Below are 17907 nucleotides of genomic sequence, written 5' to 3'. Positions count from 1 at the left end.
GGGCATTTGGATATTTTGTTATTTAGACCTGCAATAAGGTCTTCAGCTCGCCGGCATTTTTTAGGGCGTATCCATGCCCGTCATTATTGAAAAAGGCCCATACGGCATGTTTGTCTGCATGCCATTGTTTTATTTTAGTGGCGTAAGCCTTTAAGGTTTTGTGGTCATAGGCCGTGTCGTAATGGCCGGTAGGACCGTGAAAACGGATGTATATATGCTTTGCCGTTATTCTTTCTGCAAACGGCCAGCGGCCGCCTGCATCTGCGATGACCCATGCGATGTTATATTGTTCCAGTAGTCTGAAGGCATCTTCCTGTAACCAGCTGTCATGTCTGGCTTCGAGTGCAAATTCATAATCCCGGTAAGTGGTTTTCAGGAGGTCAAAAAATACGTATAGCCGTTCCGGTTCAAAAGTCAGGGTAGGCGGTAACTGAATCAATACCGGCCCCAGGCTCTTTCTCACCGGATCGAACACACTGAAATAACGTTCCAGTGGTTCTGCCGGGTCCAGCAGCCGTTTTATGTGTGTGATGTACCGGCTAAGCTTCGGACAGAACCAGAAACGTTTTGGTACCTTATCTACCCAGTTTTCCACAGTACCAGGTTTTGGTAAATGATAGAAGCTGGTATTAATTTCTGTTGTCGTAAATGATTTTGCATAGAACGGCAGATACTCCACGGGCTTCAGCTCCGGAGGATAGAAAATATCTCTCCAGTGTTTATAGCTCCAGCCGGAAGTGCCGATATAGATACCCTTTTTTGCCATAACCAACAGGATACAAAAGCCGTTCCGGCGCCACAGATCAGCCTGGTGTGATAGCCACTGCCGGTGCTTCTTCCCGTTGTTCGTAAATGTTGCCTGCGATTTTTTCCACCAATGGTTTCGGGAAAAACTTCGGCAGGACTGCATTCAGTTTGTTGATGAACCCCGGCACAATTTCCGCCTTGCCTTTAAAAAGGCCGTTCACTGCTATTTTCGCTACACTTTCCGCTGTCATATTGAACCTGTCGGCAATTTTGCGGGTGCTGCGGCCCATGCGGGCGCGGTTCACAAAATCAGTGTCTGTACTACCCGGGCTCAATGCGCTCACCGAGATGGGGGAGTGACGCAGTTCATACCGCAGTCCTCTCGTGAACGACAACGCAAATGCCTTGGTGGCCGCGTAGATATTGAGGTACGGAACGGTTTGATAAGCCGTGGTGCTGGCCAGATTGAGCAGCCACGATTTTGGAAACCGGCGCAGCACCGGGATATAGGCGTATGATAATCCCACCTGGGCTTTGATGTTCACATCGATGATGTTGAACTGCTCTTCCAGTGTAAGATTTTCAAAAGCGCCATTGATGCCATAGCCAGCATTATTCACTACCACTGTCAGCTGATCGTGCCAGCGACTGCTCCATGCGGTGACTTTCGATAATGCGTCCGGTTTCGACAGGTCCTGATGAAGCGTGTGTACATGGACGTGATATAGCCCCACTAATGCTGTCGCTGTTTCCTGCAGGGACGTGTCATCGAGGTCCACCAGTAGCAGATGATAGTTTCTTTGTGCCAGTTCGGCTGCAATGGCTTTGCCAATACCCTTGGCAGCGCCGGTTACCAATGCGTAAGACATACGTATAAGATTTTTATATAGCAGTACTGTTGACTTTTGCCAGTTTGCCTTCGGCAGCTTTAGCAGTTGCCCACTGCGGTTTTCCGCCGTAGAGGTGTTGTTTCAGTTGTGCCAGTTTATGATAAAATGGAGTAGGTGATTGTGCATGTTTGGGTTGGTAAGCACCGGTGACAACCGGAATGTACATCACCCTGCGACGGCTTTTTTCGCCGGTGAAAGGAGACTGTTGTACGCGGTGCCACAGCCGGCCATCATGCACGGTGAGGTCGCCGGCTTCAATGTCGAAGCCTGTTTCCCGTTCGTCCGGCGTATGATCGATGAAATATTTTTTACGGAACAGCAGCCGGAAGATATTTTGCCGGTGTGTGCCGGCGAGTACGCGCAGGCCGCCGTTTTCCAGCGGGCAGTCATCCAGGTGGATGCCTACGTTGAGCATAGGCAAAATCCGTGAGCCGAGGAAAAGATCACGCGGGCTGTCCGTATGCCATCCCAGCTGCCGGAACTGGCTGCTGTCGGTATTTACATAGTGATTGATCACAAGACCATCTTTTTCATTTTCGCCGACGCGGCCATCATAGGGCGACAGCAGATTGGTCAGTGCCAGCAGGCGTTCATCTTTCAAAAGTTCCCGCAGGGCATTGCTGTAATGAGAGGCAAATGCGATACGTTGTATCAGCGGCGCACCGTTGATGTCGCTGCCAAACTTCAATGGGATGCCGTTTACTTTCTGTACCTGATTGCGTAACAGGAAGTCCTGTACCTGGGCCACTTCATTTAAAATAAGCGACAGTGATTCTTTGTCGAGGAAATGCTTAAACTGTATGATACCATGTTGCTGAAAATAGGTCAGTTGTGGCGCAGTGACAGTTTTCCCCAAATGAAATACGGGTTGGTTGTTCGTTTTCATGACGAGCAGATTTTGTAACAGTAAAAAATGGAGATTTGAAACGATGCTATGTGTGCGGAAGTTGGTGGGGAAGACCGCAGCAGGGGAGGATTAACAACAACAGGAGCAGGCAGCAGGTTGGCTGGCTGATAGAAGCCTTTGCAGGCGCAGGTTTAGATGTTGAGGATGATTTTTCATGATGGTAGATTTTATTAGTCTACTAATTCTGTAGACAAATGTAAGTAAAAAGATCTGATAAAAAATACAAGGGCGGAATGTTTTTTTTCGATGCCTGATAATGACGGGGTTAGCGGAGTTTTTCGAGATCTTCCGGGGTATCAATATCTATAATGCCCTCCGGGAAAGGGACGGTATTGATATCATCCTGATGTTGCCGGATGATTTTTCTCGCGCCTTCGGGTTCGGCCAACGTGAGTAAAGCGGGGAAATATTTACTGCTGAACAGCGCCGGGGAGCCGGTAACAGGGCCATAGGTACAGGCAGTGATGCCTTTGTTGTGCTGGTGATGTGTGGAGATCAGCGTTTGCAGCAGGGCAGGGGTAATAAAGGGTTGGTCGCATAAAAGGAGAAGAACGTTACTAACGTCATCGTCTATACGTATTAATTCACGGAGGCCGGTTTGTATAGAACTGCCCATGCCGCTTTCCCAGTCGGGGTTGATCACGACGGAGGCTTCGCTGTCCTGCAGGTCGGGCAGGATAGCGTCTGCGAAAGCGCCCAGGACCACTACTACGGGTTGGGCACTGGTCTGTTGCGCTGTGTGGATGATACGTTGCAGCAGGCTTTCCTGCTGGAAGCGGACCTGTTGTTTGGGCGTGCCCAAACGCCTGGAAGCGCCGGCAGCGAGAATAACTGCGCCTGTGTGCCCCATTATAGTTGTTTTTGGATGATCTCCTGGCGGGTGCGCTGATGGATAGCAGCCGGATTGTTGCGTAGTGAATCACCGGCAGCACCGGCCATTACCGCCTTCACTTCACTGATAATGGAAAGGGCTATTTCTTCCGGAGCATCCGCGCCGATATCCAGTCCGGCAGGACCGTATATGCGTGCCCGTTGTTCCGGTGAAACCATAGTGCCGGCATCTTCCATTTCCTGTAACATACGTTGCATTTTCCTGGCGGGGCCGAGTACGCCCGTATAAGGGAGATGGTGTGGCAGCAGCGCGGTCAGCAGCGCGATATCGTAGTTGTAGTTATGCGTCATCAGCACGGCGGCCGTATAATCGTCCGGTTGCAGGTGTTGCAGCACTTCTATGGGTTTGGCCACGATCACGCGTGTCGCTTCGGGGAAACGTTGTGGCTGGGCATAGGCCGGGCGGCCATCTGCTACAATGGTATGCCATCCCAGTACAGCCGCTATTTTCACCAGTGGCCGTACATCGTTGCCGGCGCCGGCAATGAGCAATTGCAAGGCCGGCGGATGCCAGGCAATGAGTGCGGTAACTTGTTCCTGTCCGTTATCGTAGGTCTTCACCGCGGAGCGCCGTGAGGAGAAGGCAGTACATACATCTGTTAGTATAGCGGTGCGCAGCGGGCCGTCTTCGAGGTGTACCTGTCTTTCTCCGCCGTCAGTAATGAGCACACAGGTGCCGGGCTGTGGGGCAGACCGTTGTTCGAGGTTAAACAGTGTAACCATCACCGTTGTATCCCGCCTGCCGGCATGTTGTTGCAGCAAGGTGATCGGGTTGAGGGCCAGGTGCGGGCCCAGCGGCTCCAGCAGGATGTGTATGACGCCGTTGCACCCCAGTCCCACGCCAATAGTAGCGTCATCTTCATCGGTCGTATCATAGGTGACCAGCATGGGCTGCTGTTGCATCATAGCCAGTTGGGCTTTGCGTAGCGCGTCGCCTTCGAGGCAGCCGCCGCTGATAGCGCCTGTCAGCGCACCTTTTTCCGTGATCAGCATACGGGCACCGGGTTGCCGGTAAGCTGAGCCTTCCACGTGTACGACGGTGGCCAGGGCTGTCCGGATGCCTTGCTGACTGGCGGCAAGGTACGCCTTCACAATATCTTCCAGCTCTTTCTGCATGGTATTAAATCAGTTTGTCGGGTGTGATGGGCAGGTCGCGGACCCGCTTGCCGGTAGCATTGAAGACCGCGTTGGATACAGCGGCAGCAAAGCCTATCAGGGCTATTTCCCCCATACCTTTAGCGCCCATCGGGTTAATAACAGGGTCTTTTTTATTGATAAACAGTACATCTGTTGGCGGCGTGTCCGCGTTGACGGGCACGTGATAGTCCGCATAGTTATTATTGACATAACGGCCAAAGCGATGATCGATCAGCGCTTCTTCTGTGAGCGCCATACCGATGCCGCCTACCACGCCGCCAATCATCTGGCTGCGGGCTGTTTTGGTGTTCACCACCGTGCCTGAATCGGCCACGCTGACGATATGTTTAATCCGTACCACACCGGTAGCCGGATGTACGTGTACTTTGGTAAAGTGAACGGAGAAAGAATACATGGCGTATTGTTTCCGTTCATCACCTGCCTGAGAGGTGGTGGTCACCATTAGCTCCGGAAGTTGCTGCTGTTGCAGTACTGCCGCATAATCCAGCCGTGTGTTGCCCGCTACCAGCTGCCCGTCCTCATGCTGTATGTTTTCCACTTTCAGGTCTTTGAAGGCCGGGATGTTGGCGGTTGCCAGTTCTCCCAGTTTCTGCTGCAGGTTGCGACATACGTCATTGACGGCGCTGCCAACGGTGGATACCGTGGAGGAGCCGCCCTGACGGGGTGCTTCAGGGTATTCCGACTCTCCCAGCAGGAATTTTATTTTTTTAACATCGATGCCGGTGGCGTCGGCGGCTATCTGCACCATGGCGGTGGCGGTACCGGGGCCGATATCTGCTGCGGCGCTGCGGATCACCAGGGAGCCGTCGGCTTTGAGCGTGGCGCTGGCAGTAGCCCTGCCGCGACCGGCACCAAATACGCCGCTGCTCATGCCATAGCCCACCAGCCAGCCGTTTTCCTCCAGTTTACCGGGCGTCTGGCTACGTTGCTGCCAGCCTATTTTGGCGGCGCCCATTTCGTAGGCTTCCTTCAGATATTTGCTGGAATAAGGCAGGTTCTTTTCCGGGTCTGTATCAGCATGATTGATGAGGCGTAACTGTAGCGGGTCCATGTGCAGTTGATGCGCCAGCTCATCGATAGCAGATTCCAGCGCAAAAGCGCCGGTGGCTTCACCGGGCCCGCGCATCCATACCGGTGTGCTGAGATTGAGCGATACCAGCTGGTAGTGCGTGTTTACATTCGGGCAGGCGTACATCATGCGGCTCATGTTCACGATCGCTTCCGTAAAGTCTTCGTACGGCGATGTGTTGGCTATCGCCTCATGTGTGATGCCGGTCAGTTTACCATCAGCAGTAGCGCCGATGCCGATACGTTGTTTGGCCGCAGGACGATAGCCCACCAGGGTGAACATATCTTTGCGGGTAAGGACCAGCTTTATCGGTTTGCGTATTTTTCTGGCAGCGATGATGGTGGCCACTTCCATGGGCCATATACGCAGCGCCATGCCGAAAGCGCCTCCCACAAACTGTGAGTGCACCGTGATCTGGCTTTCCGGCAGCTGGAACAGTGTTTTCAGCGATTGCTGCACGCTTTTAACGCCTTGTGTTTTGGCGTAGAGTGTCAGTTTATCGGGTGTTTCCCAGTGAGCGATGATACCGGCAAGCTCCATGGGGTTATGTACTTCGATGGGGATGTTGTATTCCGCTTCCAGGCTGACCGGCGCCTTTTTCCAGGCATCGGCTTCGCCGCGCTGGTAGTCTTTCATGTTTTTATTCTGGAAGGCTTTGTCGATGCTGCCGGCCATATCTGTCTGATGTACTTCCTGTGCATAGGTGACTTTCACCAGCGTAGCGGCGTATACCGCGCGCTCCAGGGTATTGGCCACCACAATGGCTACCGGCTGGCCATTGGAATAGATACGATCGTCGTAGAATATTTTAAGTCCCTGTTTGGGATTGGGATTCTCCACTTTATAGCCGGGAATGGGCGGTACGTTGAGGTGGGATACCACATCGGCCACGCCGGGTGCTCTGAGTGCCCGGGTAGCGTCGATAGCGGTGATACGGCCACTGCTGATGGGGCTGCATACCAGGGCAGCATACAGCATGCCTTCCGGCTGATGGTCGGCAAAATAGCGGGCGCCTCCGGTAACTTTGAGGCGGCCGTCTACGCGGTCCATGGATTGTCCTACTGCTTGCTTTTTCATACGGCAGCTGCTTTTTGTAAGGCGGTGACGATACTATTTTGTGCCATTGGCACTTTAAAGGCGTTGTGTTGATAAGTGCGGGCCGACTGCGTAGCTACGGTGGCGGCTATACGGAAATTTTCCACCGTCGGTGTTTTGCCGATCAGTGTTTTTTCTGCTTCGTGCAGGCGCCAGGGTTTGTGGGCCACGCCGCCCATCGCCAGCCGGGCATCGCGGATGGTATTGTTGCTGATATCCAATGCTGCGGCCACGGATACGAGGGCAAAAGCATAGGAAGCACGGTCACGCACTTTCAGGTAATATACATGATTGGTGAAGGGGCTGTGTGGTATCTCTATACCGGTGATCAGTTCCCCTTTGCCGAGGTTGTTGTCCTGGTCGGGCGTATTACCGGGCAGCCGGTGGAATTCTCCGAACGGTATACGGCGGTTGCCTTTAGGGCCGGCCACCAGCACGGTGGCGTCGAGGGCTACGAGGGCAATGCACATATCGCTGGGATGCACGGCGATACATTGATCGCTGGCGCCGAAAATGGCGTGCATCCGGTTGACACCGCCGATGGCGCCGCATCCGCTGCCAGGCGTCCTTTTATTGCACGGCATCGTTGTATCATAGAAGTAGCTACATCGGGTGCGCTGCATCATGTTGCCGCCGGTGGTGGCCATGTTGCGCAGCTGTTGTGAAGCACCGGCCAGCAGCGCCTGTGATAACAACGGGTGATGTGTTTTTATCAGCGGGTGCGCGGCCACTTCGCTGTTGAGCGTCAGCGCGCCGATATGCAGGATATTGTTATTCAGCGTAATATTTCTCAGCGGCAGCCGGTTGATGTCTACCAGCTTCTCCGGTGCGAGCACACCGTTTTTCATCAGGTCGAGCAGATTGGTGCCGCCGGCGATGAAACGGGCGGAACTGTCCCGGGTGATGGCGTCAATGGCGGCCTGCTGGCTGGCGGGCCTTACATAGGAAAACTGGTTCATACGGTATGCCCTCCCTGTTTTACTTCCGTAATAGCTGCCACGATGTTGTCGTAAGCACCGCAGCGGCAGATGTTACCACTCATGAACTCGCGTATCTCTTCCGGAGAGCCTGCATGCCCTTCACGGATACAGGCCACGGCCGACATGATCTGGCCAGGCGTACAATAACCGCACTGGAAGCCATCATGTTTGATAAACGCTTCCTGTACGGGGTGTAAGGTATCTCCCTGGGCAAGTCCTTCGATGGTGGTAATTTTTTTCCCTTCCTGCATCACGGCGAGGGTAAGGCAGGCGTTGATACGCTGACCATTGACATGTACCGTACAGGCGCCACATTGACCATGGTCGCAGCCTTTTTTAGTGCCTGTCAGGTTCAGCTGTTCACGCAGCAGGTCGAGCAGTGTCACTCTGGGCTCAACAGAGAGCTGATAGGCTTTTCCGTTGATTTCCAGACTGACCGGCATTTTCTCAAAAAGGCCGGCGATCGCTTCATCATGTTCGCCTGCTTTTACTACCAACGGCGGCGTGAATGCCAGGGCCATCAACGCGGAAGATTGTTTCAGGAAGTCACGTCTGGCTTCGTGCTTGTCCTTTTTACCCGGGCAGGATGGGTTTTCGTTTGGTGCTTGTGACATATACACAAGGGTTTTATTCAGCAATAAGATACAAAGAATATTTAGGAATTTTTTGATTTACGATTTTGGGGATGGGAGGGGAGGGATGGATTTGTGGATTTGCGGATTTTTTGATTTACGATTTTGGGGATGGGAGGGAGGGATGGATTTGTGGATTTGTGGATTTTTTGATTTACGATTTTGGGGATGGGGAAAAACGAGGAGACCGAAGCGATTTATTGTTCGCTTCGGTCTCGTTATCTATTCATCCCCAAAATTGTAAATCAAAAAATCCGTAAATCCCCACGTGTTCTAGTAACCGGGATTTTGACCGAGGCTTTTATTGATATCTCTCTCTTTCTGCGGAACAGGCCAGAGGTAATCCCTTTGCGGATTGAAGGTACGTTGTTCAACTACCACATGGTTGCCGGTCAGGGTCACCTTGCCGGTGTTGGCGTCTACGGTGCCCAGGCGGGTACCATATACGGTGCCGGTCCTGTCGGTAGAACCTGTCTGCCAACGTTGGATATCATACCAGCGAAGACCTTCCAGCGCCAGTTCCACGCGACGTTCGCGGCGGATGAGGGTCCGCAGGGAAGCTGCATTGTTATAAACGGCGCGGTCTACCACAGGCATACCGGCGCGGGTGCGTATATCGTCCAGTGCCTGGTATACGCTGTTGTCCATTACACCGCTTTCCAGCTGTGCTTCCGCATAGGTAAGCAGCACTTCCGCATAACGGATCACGATGATATTCACTCCGGTGTTCCACATGTCCGGGAAGTCTGACAGGAAAGGAACAAACTTCCGTACCAGGTAGCCGGTGGGGGAGTTGTTGCCTTCGCTGTAATAATCACCACTACCTGAAGTAATAGGATCATAGAATTTACCGCTGTATTGCAATCCGGGATATACTACGTTGGCGGCTAAACGAGGATCTCTGTTGGCATAAGGATTGTCTTCGCTATAGCCGGAAGCAGGATCATCGATGGTTTTACCGTTGGCCATTTCGTAGGCATCTACCAGTGACTGGGTAGGGCTCAGAGAAGCCCATCCGCCATAACCGGAAGAAGGCAGAATACCCAGATCGCCGTTGCTGTTATCTTTCTCGTTGGCTTTGTATTGCACATCCAGGATTACCTCCTGGTTGTTTTTCTTATCCTGACGGAAGAGATCAGTGTAGTTAGGATAGAGGCTATAACCCAGTGCCATTACTTTTTTACAGTCTTCGATGGCGCCTGCGTAGTTTTTGTCAAACAGCTCCACCCTTGCTCTCAGCGCCAATGCTGCGCCCTGGGTGATGCGTCCTACATCGCTGCCGGAATATTTCTGCGGCAGTATTTGTGCGATATCGGCCAGCTCATCTGTGATGAATTTGCGGATGTCGGCACGTGGTGTTCTGCTGATGCTGTTCGCTTCTGCCACACTTACATTTTTGGTTACCAGCGGAGCGTCACCATAAAGCTGGGACAGCAGGAAATACCGGTATGCACGCAGGAAGCGGGCTTCTGCTTTGAAGCGTTTTTTCAGATCGTCTCCGATGGTGGCTTTGTCCACATTTTCAATAAACCAGTTGCACCGCTGGATGGTGACATAATCCCACTGACTAACCACCTGCGGGTCTGTAGCGGTGGCTGTTCCGTTGCCCAGGTGCTGGAAATTGTCCCATGCCCACTGGCTGTAGCTGTTGTCACTCACCGCATCCATGTAAAGGATGTTGGTGCTGGTTTCCCAACCTTTGTAACATCCGTTGAGCGCGGCGGCGGCAGCAGCTTCGGTGGTCCACAGGGATTCATTGCTGTAACCATCGGAAGGAGATTTGTCCAGAAAATCTTTCTGGCAGGCAGTCTGTGTGAGTACGCCTGCAAGCAGTATATAGAGAAGGTTTCTTTTCATGATCATGATTTTTCGTAACGGTTAAAAACTAACATTCACGCCGAAAGTGTGCACTTTCACCTGTGGGTAATAATAAATACTGCTGCTGATGGAAGCTTCCGGATCTACCCATTTGTAGAGGTGGTCAAACGTGAGGATGTTCTGGCCGCTGTAGTAGAAGCGCAGTTTGGTAAGACCTATCCGTTTGATCATTTTTTCCGGCAGGGAGTAACCTACCTGCAGGTTTTTAAGACGCAGATAAGAACCATCTTTCACCCAGAAGGAAGAAGGTGTACCGCTGGGATCATTTTGTTTATAGTTATACCAGGCACGTGGCAGAGATGCATTCGGGTTGTCTGCTGTCCAGGTGTCGAGCAGGGCGGAAGTAGGTTTGTTGGCATTACCACCGATAGCACCGACCTTACCTGCATCGATATAGTTTTTAACGCCCGCTGCGCCCTGCAGGAAGATACCGAGGTCGATGTTTTTCCACGAAGCGTTCAGGTTCAGACCAAAAGTCACTTTCGGGAAGTAGCTGCCGAGGTATTGTCTGTCATCACCGGTGATTTTACCGTCGCCGTTGATATCACGGTATTTCAGGTCGCCAGGTGCAGTCGTTGGTAACTGGGTAGGTGAATTTTTTACTTCATCTTTAGACTGGAAGATACCGTCTGCGATATAACCGTAGAGGGAGTTTACAGGGTAACCTACCTGCTGGAAGGTGTATCCGGAGATGATGGGTCCGGAGCCACGGAGATCGGTTACTTCGTTATGAATAAAGGCGGTATTGAAACTTGCGCTATAGTTAAAGTCTCCTTTTTTATCAGCATAGCTCAATACAAATTCCCAACCACGGTTCAGTACAGAGCCTGCATTCTGGGCCGGCGCTTTGAAGCCGTAAACGGAACCTACCGGAATGGCCAGCAGGATGTCGTTGGTCATTTTGTGGAAATAGTCCGCTGAGAAATTCAGTTTACCATCGAGGAAACCTGCATCGATACCTACGCCTGTTTCTGTGGTGCTTTCCCATTTGATATCCGGATTAGCGCCGTTAACCGGTGCTACGCCAGGTACTACGCCGGCAGCTTGTCCGCCTAATACATAGTTCTGGTTGCCAACAACGGTGAAGATGTATGGGTAGTACGGATAAGTGGGATATGCAGCATCATCTATTCCTTTGATGTACTGGTTACCCAGCATACCCCAGGAAGCTCTCAGTTTCAGGTTGGACACCACCGGTTTCAGTGCGTCGAAGAATGCTTCCCTGTCGATGTTCCAGCCGGCGGAGAAAGAAGGGAAGGTGCCCCATCTGTTATTCTTGGCGAAGCGGGAAGATCCATCGCGGCGCAGATTGGCTTCCAGCAGGTATTTACCGTCGAAGTCGTAGTTCAGTCTGCCGAACCAGGAACGCAGGCCCAGTTGGTAACCATAGTTGAGCGCGTATTGTCCTTCGGTAGCGCCGAGGTTAAGATCGGTCAGTTCGTTGTTGAGATATCCTTTACGGTATCCTTCATCGAAGGTGTATTTCGTTTGTTCCTGGGAGAAACCACCCAGTATTTTGAAGTTGTGTTTATTGAAGGATTTGGAGTATTCCAGCAAAGCCTGTTGGGTAACGGTGTTGCCGAAGTTGCTCTGATCGGTAACAGAGCTGGGGCCCTGGTAGAAGGTCTTATCTCCGTTGGCATTGTAATACTGCTGATCGGCCCTGAACTTCTTATTGTTGCTGATCTTCATGATATAAGCCAGGGAGGGCTTGAAGTGCAGGTTTTTCACGATTTCCCAGTCAACGCCTACGTTACCTACGAGGTCGTAGTAGGAGTAGGTGTTGAGGCTGTTGCCTTCCAGCCAGGCCATCGGGTTACCGTCACCGATAGAGCCATATTGACCGTTGGCATACTTATAGGGTATACGTGGGTTGATCCTGTTGATCTGTCTTACCAGCTGATTAAAGTCGCCGGTGTAAGGGTTGGACGGCTCTTTCTGGCCGGTGGAAGTAAAGCCGAGGTTGGCATTTACTTTCACGTGGTTGGCCACTTCAGAAGTAAGGTTAAGACGGGTAGTATATCTTTTAGCGTTTGTTTTTTTAACGATACCGTTTTCGTCGAAGAGGCCGAGAGAAAGTGCGTATTGTGTTTTCTCTGTTCCACCGGAGAGACCAACATAATGATTTTGCTGGATGCCGCTGCCTTTGTAAAAGAGGCCGAGCCAGTCCGTGTTGGGATAGTTGTAAGGGTCGGAGCCGTCTTTATATTTAGCGATTTGGGCCGGGGTATATTTAGCGGAACCGCCTTCATTGATGGAGGCTTGATTTTCCAGTTCAGCTACCTGCCAGGAGGGCAGGAAGTCGGCGAGGCCGGTGGCTTTTTGTTTACCTACATAAGCATTGTAGGTCACCTGTGGAGCGCCTTTTTTACCCTGTTTGGTAGTAATGAGAATAACGCCGTTGGCTGCGCGGGAGCCGTAGATCGCAGCGGAGGCTGCGTCTTTCAGCACTGACATGGAGGCGATATCGTCCGGGTTGATGTTATTGAGGTTGGACACGTTGGTCACCACCCCGTCGATCACGATTACCGGATCGGTGGTGTTGAGCGTACCGATACCGCGGATACGGATTTTAGCGCCATCAGCACCAGGCTGACCGCTGTTAGCAGCCATCACTGTCACGCCGGGCATAGTACCCTGTAAAGCGTTGCTGACGCTGGTAACGGGCCTGTTGGCCAGTTCCTTGCTGCCGATGCTGGACACGGAGCCGGTGAGGTTGGCTTTTTTCTGGACGCCGTAGCCCACTACTACCAGTTGTTTCAGGGAGGCTACATCTGCCTGGAGGGTAATATTGAGATGTGTTTTCCCTTTCAGGGCGATTTCCTGCGGGGTATAGCCGATGCTGGTGATGGTCACCACGGCATTTTCATCTACGCCGGCGATCTGGAATTCCCCGTTGGGATTGGTGATAGCGCCTTTGGTGGTGCCTTTCACCATCACGGAAGCGCCCGGGATGCCTGCGCCGTTTTCGTCCACCACTCTACCGGAGATCGTTACCGGTGGAGGAGTGTTGCTCACTTCCGTTTTTATGTTTTTTTCTGTTTTTTCATTACGGGTGATGAAAACCGTATTTCCCTGTACCTCGTAGCTGAGGGACTGGTGCTGGAGCACTATGTCCATGGCTGCCTGCAGGGAAGCGTTTTTCAGTTCCACGGTCACGGGCGACGTGTTTTTCAGGTCTTCCCGGTCGTAGAAGAAGGCATAACCAGTTTGCTGGCGGATAACGTTCAGCACTTTCTGGAGACTGGCCGCACGGCCAGACCAGGTGACGGTCTGGGCGCTCGTGGCAGCGCTTACCTGTAAAATAGCCGTCAGGAGCAGAAGAGAAGTTAGCTTCATAACTAACAAAAGTTTGTTGAACAGCCCGGCCTTTTTTGGATGACAACCGGGTCCGGAATTACAAATAGCCTTTACTTGCATACTTTTGCAATGTTTGGTTGAATTAATAAAGAATGTTTACCGACTTGTTTGTTGGTTTAGCTGAACTAAGGCCGGGGTTCTGACGCCAATCTTAATCCCCGGCTTATTTCATCAAAGTACATGGGAATACCTCTCTGTTAGCCTGAATTGATCATTGTTCCTGTTTTGTTTTTCATCGTTCTTTATAAAGGTTATGGCTGGATAACGATCCTGTGGCCATCTTCTATTCTATATTTTATTCTTGTTTTGGACAATCCTTTCAACACCTGCGAGAGGGTGAGGCTGCGACCTATTTCGCCGTTAAACACGCGGTCCGGTATTTTGCCTTCGTAGCTGACTTCCAGGTTGTACCAGCGGGCCAGTTCCCGCATGACGGTGGGCAGGTCTGCGTTGGTAAAGGAAAAATATCCTTCTTTCCACGCCGTAATGGCGGAGAGGTCTACCTGGTCCGCCACTTGTACATCGGTATGGCCTACCCTTGCCTGCTGGCCTGGTTTCAGCACCAGTTGACGGTTGTGGGCAGATACACGGACAGCACCTTCCACGAGGGTGGTATTGATGGTGGCTTCGTCTGTATATGCGTTGATATTGAAATGGGTACCTAGTACTTCTACGGTGGTATTATTAGCCATGACACGGAAAGGCATGGTGGCATTTTTTGCTACCTCGAAGAAGGCTTCGCCCGTTACGTTCACTTTCCGTTCCTGGCCGGTGAAGGCGGTTGGGTAGGTGATAGATGAACCGGCGTTGAGCCATACTTTGGAACCATCGGGGAGGATCAGGCTGTATTGTCCGCCGAGAGGAGTGCTCATGGTGTTATACAGTATTTTCCCCTGACTGGTGCCGGAGGCATCGTATACCAGTTGTCCGTTGGCCAGTTTGGTGACTTTACTGCTGCCTTGTTGTGCCAGTATGCCATTGGTGGCGCTGTCGAGTGTTATTTGTGAGCCATCGCTGAGGGTCAGTACCGCTTTGTTGCCGCCGGGTGCCACATCGGGCGTGGCTTGTGTATGTACCGGCGCTGGTGTTTTAGTAGCGGGTTGCAGCCGCCACCATGTGCCGCCGGCCAATAGCAGCAGGCTGGCCGCCGCCACCCATCTCCAGGGGAGACGTCTTACCGGGGCGGTATGCTGTGCCTTGTCGGCCGCGAGGATATCGGTAACGAGTTGTTGCCACTCCGCAGGATCGTTGCTGTCCGGGACCGTAGGGCCGTGGAAGGCTTCTATCTGCGCATTGACCATACCCGTGTCGTCTGCCTGGATCATCTCCAGCAGTTCCGTGTACTCCTCTTGCGTGGCGAGGCGTTGGCGGGCCTGTGATAATAGATATATCAGTCTTTCAGTATCTGGCAATGACGTGGTTTTTGTATCGCGTGAACGTTGGATTTTGGTGTGGGATGACCCGGTTGCAAGGGGTGTCCCTGCATATACGTACCGTGAGCAACGCGATAGTACCTATCGACGGGAAAAAAAATTTAAAAAAAGTGGGAGAGGCTGTAAGAAAGCAGCATTAAAGGGATACTAATACCGTGTCTGAGCAGGTATTCCCGGATGGTGCGGAGGGAGCGTACCAGTGAATTTTTGACCGTTTGAACGGAGATGTCGAGGTGGCCGGCTATTTCGGCAATTTTAAGGCCGCTTTCCCGGCTGAGGAGGTATATTTTCATGGCCTGCGGCGGCAGCTGTGCGATGGCTTCCCGTATCAACCGGGAAGTTTCGGAGAGCGAGAGGTTCTCTTCGGTGACGTTGGTGTATTCGTCTTCGCTCCAGGACAACTGGTGACGGGCTTTTTCGCGGACGCCCTGTTTTTGCAGCCAGCTGTAGGAACGGTGGTAGGTCATTTTGAAGATCCAGTTACGGGGACTGGTGACGGCGGAGAGTTTGTCCCGTCCCATCCAGAGGCCGAGGAATATTTCCTGAATGATGTCTTTTACGGGCGTTTCTTCCTGGATGATTTGCAGGATGACGGGCCTGATGCGGGGCACATAGAGATGAAACAGTGCTTCAAACGCTGTTTCGTCTCCTTCCGCGATCCGGTCAAATAATATCGTCTCCTGTGCTACGTCGTTCTGCATCCTTCGTCCAGATACTGATCAATCAATTATTTGCCCCCGGCGAGGTCATTAACAAAATGATGATGGGTACAACAGTGTAATGAAAGAAATGGCAACCGGGGTCGTCAAAGATAACATGATAAATCGGTAAAAATGCCAGAACCTTTTAGCCAGCGGCAGAGGGGGATATGGCCAGGGTATTGATGGCAAATATTTGGGGCTGGTAAAGTGGGCGGTAGGGATTGATACTCAGTAATTCAAATATAGTCACCGAGGCTACTATGGCGCAGGGCGGCAGGGAGGCAGGGAGGCAGCGATCCGGTTGGTGTCCCGGAGGGCTGGGAAAATAGCCTTGCCGGCGACAGGGCAGCAGCCTGGTTTTCCGGGTTCATCGATATGATTTGCCGGCATTCCGGGTTTCGAAATCCTGTATATCCTTTTGTAGCTGGCGTTTCTGAAGAAGGTAGGTTTTGAGGGCCATACCGGGTTTTTCGGCTTCCAGCGCGGCGAGGGCCTGGTGCAGTTTGATCCATTCGTTGCGCAGTAGGTTTTTCTCTGCGTGGCGGGCGGCTATGAAAGCGGGGGCTTCCCGTAATACCTCCAGGGAGTAGCCTTGTTCTGCCCATTGCAGGAAATCGTCGCTGAGAACATCCATGCATTCGGGGTCGAGGGCGCCATAGCCGGTAGTATACACCGTCAGCGTGGGTTGGGTTGTATTCAGGAAGATGCCGCAGCCGCCGCTGTCGTCTGCAATGCTGAGATAGCCGGGCAGGTATTGCTGTACCTGGTAGTCCTCGTTTCTGGTCACGAGATCATCGGTGCCGTAAAGGTTCACCAGGTCGGTGACGAGGCGGCTTTCGCGTAGCTGTTCGGTTTCGAGGAAGCGGGCATAAGCACCCGGCAGGGTGATGCCGAGTGCTGTTGTTATGTGGGAAAGGATGTTATCCATTGTTTTTGAGATGAGCCAGCCACTGTTGGGCAAATTCATTGTCCGGTTCGATGGCCAGCACTTTTTCGAAGGAATCGATGGCCATAGGCACATCCTCCATTTGATAGAAAAGGATGGCGCGGTTGAGGTGCACGTAACTGTTGTCCGGTGCGATGGCCAGCGCTTTGTTGTAGCAGGCGAGGGCTTCTTCGTAGTTTTCGGCCAGCATGTACAGGGAGCCCATGTTAACGAGCAGACCGGGTTCGTTGGGCGCCAGCTCAATGCCTTTCATGGCGTATTGTAACCCCTGGAGCAGGCGTGTTTCAATACTTTTCTGCATGGCATCATCGTAGCCATTGTCTTCCATGGAGGAAATACTCTCATGGATGCCTTCCAGGAGGTTTCTCACTTCGTTGTCGTACCAGCTCGCAGTTTTCTCTACTTCCTGCGTAAAGGGAACAGCGTCGAGGTCTATGCCCTGGTCCAGTTCTGCGGCGGTTTTCATTTTCCCTTTGGCGGGAGCGTACCACCATTCGCAGAACTTGCCCAGCTCACCACCTTGCGGCAGTTCGTCGACCGGAGGGAGGCCTTCTTCATAGATGGCGTCGTTGGCCACCACATGATCCAGTATTTCTTTCAGGGCTTCCTGATCGATCGGCTCATTTTCCTGTTCGGCAGCCATCACCATGTAGGGCAGCAGCTGATACCAGCTGGCGAGTACATCGCGGTACTGTTGCTGCGCTGCGTTTTTAGCAACGATGCGGGCCATGGTGAAAACATCATACAGCTGCGGCGGCGCAGCATCGGCGCCCTGTAGGGTGCCATTGGCCACAAATGCCTCCCACAGCGTGGAACCGGCATCGCAGTACAGGATATAACGTTGCTGTTGCTGGTCGAAGTGGGCGTATCCGGCTACCGGATTGGTTTCTGCATCCCATTCGTTTTCCGGCTCGGTATAAATAAAGCTGAATTTCTGTGCGGCGGAGAGACCATCCAGGAATGCCTGATGCTGGGCATAGGACGGATGCGCGGTTATCGGGAATGTATATACGAAACGGTGTTGTATCAGAATGTCCATTACCCTGAAATGGGTGAAGCCGGTGTCAAACTGCGATTGCAGTTCATACAGACTGTAAAAGAGGCTTCTGCGGTCCAGTGCATCGTCCTGGCTTTCATGCAGGCAGTACACAGACATTTCCACCAGGGATTCTATTTCATGCATCGACATATCTTAGTTCGCTTTGTTTGAAATGCGAAAG

15 protein-coding genes are annotated in these 17907 nt (G+C 52.3%); all 15 read right to left on the bottom strand.

The window, feature by feature from the left end; translation table 11 throughout:
* Positions 1-22 precede the first annotated feature (22 nt).
* Positions 23-766, bottom strand: coding sequence for a DUF72 domain-containing protein (locus ICL55_RS16685; RefSeq protein WP_188099281.1), 744 nt, complete (start codon positions 764-766; stop codon positions 23-25).
* A 37-nt stretch (positions 767-803) separates the two neighbouring features.
* A complete protein-coding gene (locus ICL55_RS16680; RefSeq protein ID WP_188099278.1) occupies positions 804-1616 on the bottom strand; it encodes an SDR family NAD(P)-dependent oxidoreductase in 813 nt (270 codons plus the stop codon).
* A 13-nt stretch (positions 1617-1629) separates the two neighbouring features.
* Positions 1630-2523: a phytanoyl-CoA dioxygenase family protein gene (locus ICL55_RS16675; RefSeq protein ID WP_188099275.1), complete on the bottom strand. Its 894-nt coding sequence runs from the start codon at positions 2521-2523 to the stop codon at positions 1630-1632.
* Between the two features lie 286 nt (positions 2524-2809).
* Positions 2810-3394, bottom strand: a complete 585-nt coding sequence (locus tag ICL55_RS16670; protein WP_188099273.1) for a nucleotidyltransferase family protein — start codon at positions 3392-3394, stop codon at positions 2810-2812.
* Positions 3394-4551, bottom strand: coding sequence for an XdhC family protein (locus tag ICL55_RS16665; protein WP_188099271.1), 1158 nt, complete (start codon positions 4549-4551; stop codon positions 3394-3396). The genes ICL55_RS16670 and ICL55_RS16665 overlap by 1 nt, the downstream gene beginning before the upstream one ends.
* Positions 4552-4555: 4 nt before the next feature.
* Positions 4556-6739, bottom strand: a complete 2184-nt coding sequence (locus tag ICL55_RS16660) for a xanthine dehydrogenase family protein molybdopterin-binding subunit (RefSeq protein WP_188099268.1) — start codon at positions 6737-6739, stop codon at positions 4556-4558.
* Positions 6736-7716 (bottom strand): FAD binding domain-containing protein, encoded by a 981-nt coding sequence (locus ICL55_RS16655; protein WP_188099266.1) that lies wholly within the window; start codon positions 7714-7716, stop codon positions 6736-6738. The genes ICL55_RS16660 and ICL55_RS16655 overlap by 4 nt, the downstream gene beginning before the upstream one ends.
* Positions 7713-8351 carry a (2Fe-2S)-binding protein gene (locus ICL55_RS16650; protein WP_188099264.1) on the bottom strand — a complete coding sequence of 213 codons (639 nt, stop codon included), beginning with the start codon at positions 8349-8351 and terminating at the stop codon, positions 7713-7715. Before ICL55_RS16650 ends, ICL55_RS16655 begins: the two co-directional genes overlap by 4 nt.
* Positions 8352-8642: 291 nt before the next feature.
* Positions 8643-10226, bottom strand: a complete 1584-nt coding sequence (locus ICL55_RS16645; protein WP_188099262.1) for a RagB/SusD family nutrient uptake outer membrane protein — start codon at positions 10224-10226, stop codon at positions 8643-8645.
* Positions 10227-10247: 21 nt separating this feature from the next.
* Entirely contained in the window at positions 10248-13586 is a 3339-nt protein-coding gene (locus ICL55_RS16640) for a TonB-dependent receptor (protein WP_188099260.1), read from the bottom strand.
* Positions 13587-13858: 272 nt separating this feature from the next.
* Positions 13859-15019 carry a FecR family protein gene (locus ICL55_RS16635; RefSeq protein ID WP_188099258.1) on the bottom strand — a complete coding sequence of 387 codons (1161 nt, stop codon included), beginning with the start codon at positions 15017-15019 and terminating at the stop codon, positions 13859-13861.
* Between the two features lie 122 nt (positions 15020-15141).
* Positions 15142-15741 carry an RNA polymerase sigma factor gene (locus ICL55_RS16630; RefSeq protein ID WP_188099256.1) on the bottom strand — a complete coding sequence of 200 codons (600 nt, stop codon included), beginning with the start codon at positions 15739-15741 and terminating at the stop codon, positions 15142-15144.
* Between the two features lie 236 nt (positions 15742-15977).
* A complete protein-coding gene (locus tag ICL55_RS35430; protein WP_281392562.1) occupies positions 15978-16112 on the bottom strand; it encodes a hypothetical protein in 135 nt (44 codons plus the stop codon).
* Entirely contained in the window at positions 16109-16669 is a 561-nt protein-coding gene (locus ICL55_RS16625) for a hypothetical protein (RefSeq protein WP_188099254.1), read from the bottom strand. Before ICL55_RS16625 ends, ICL55_RS35430 begins: the two co-directional genes overlap by 4 nt.
* Positions 16662-17876: a tetratricopeptide repeat protein gene (locus ICL55_RS16620; RefSeq protein WP_223151478.1), complete on the bottom strand. Its 1215-nt coding sequence runs from the start codon at positions 17874-17876 to the stop codon at positions 16662-16664. Before ICL55_RS16620 ends, ICL55_RS16625 begins: the two co-directional genes overlap by 8 nt.
* Positions 17877-17907: the final 31 nt, after the last annotated feature.

This window comes from Chitinophaga varians (assembly GCF_014529945.1).
GTDB classification, from domain to species: Bacteria; Bacteroidota; Bacteroidia; order Chitinophagales; family Chitinophagaceae; genus Chitinophaga; species Chitinophaga varians.
Note: the sequence above shows the minus strand (reverse complement) of the source record. Positions and strands in the feature narration are given on the sequence as shown.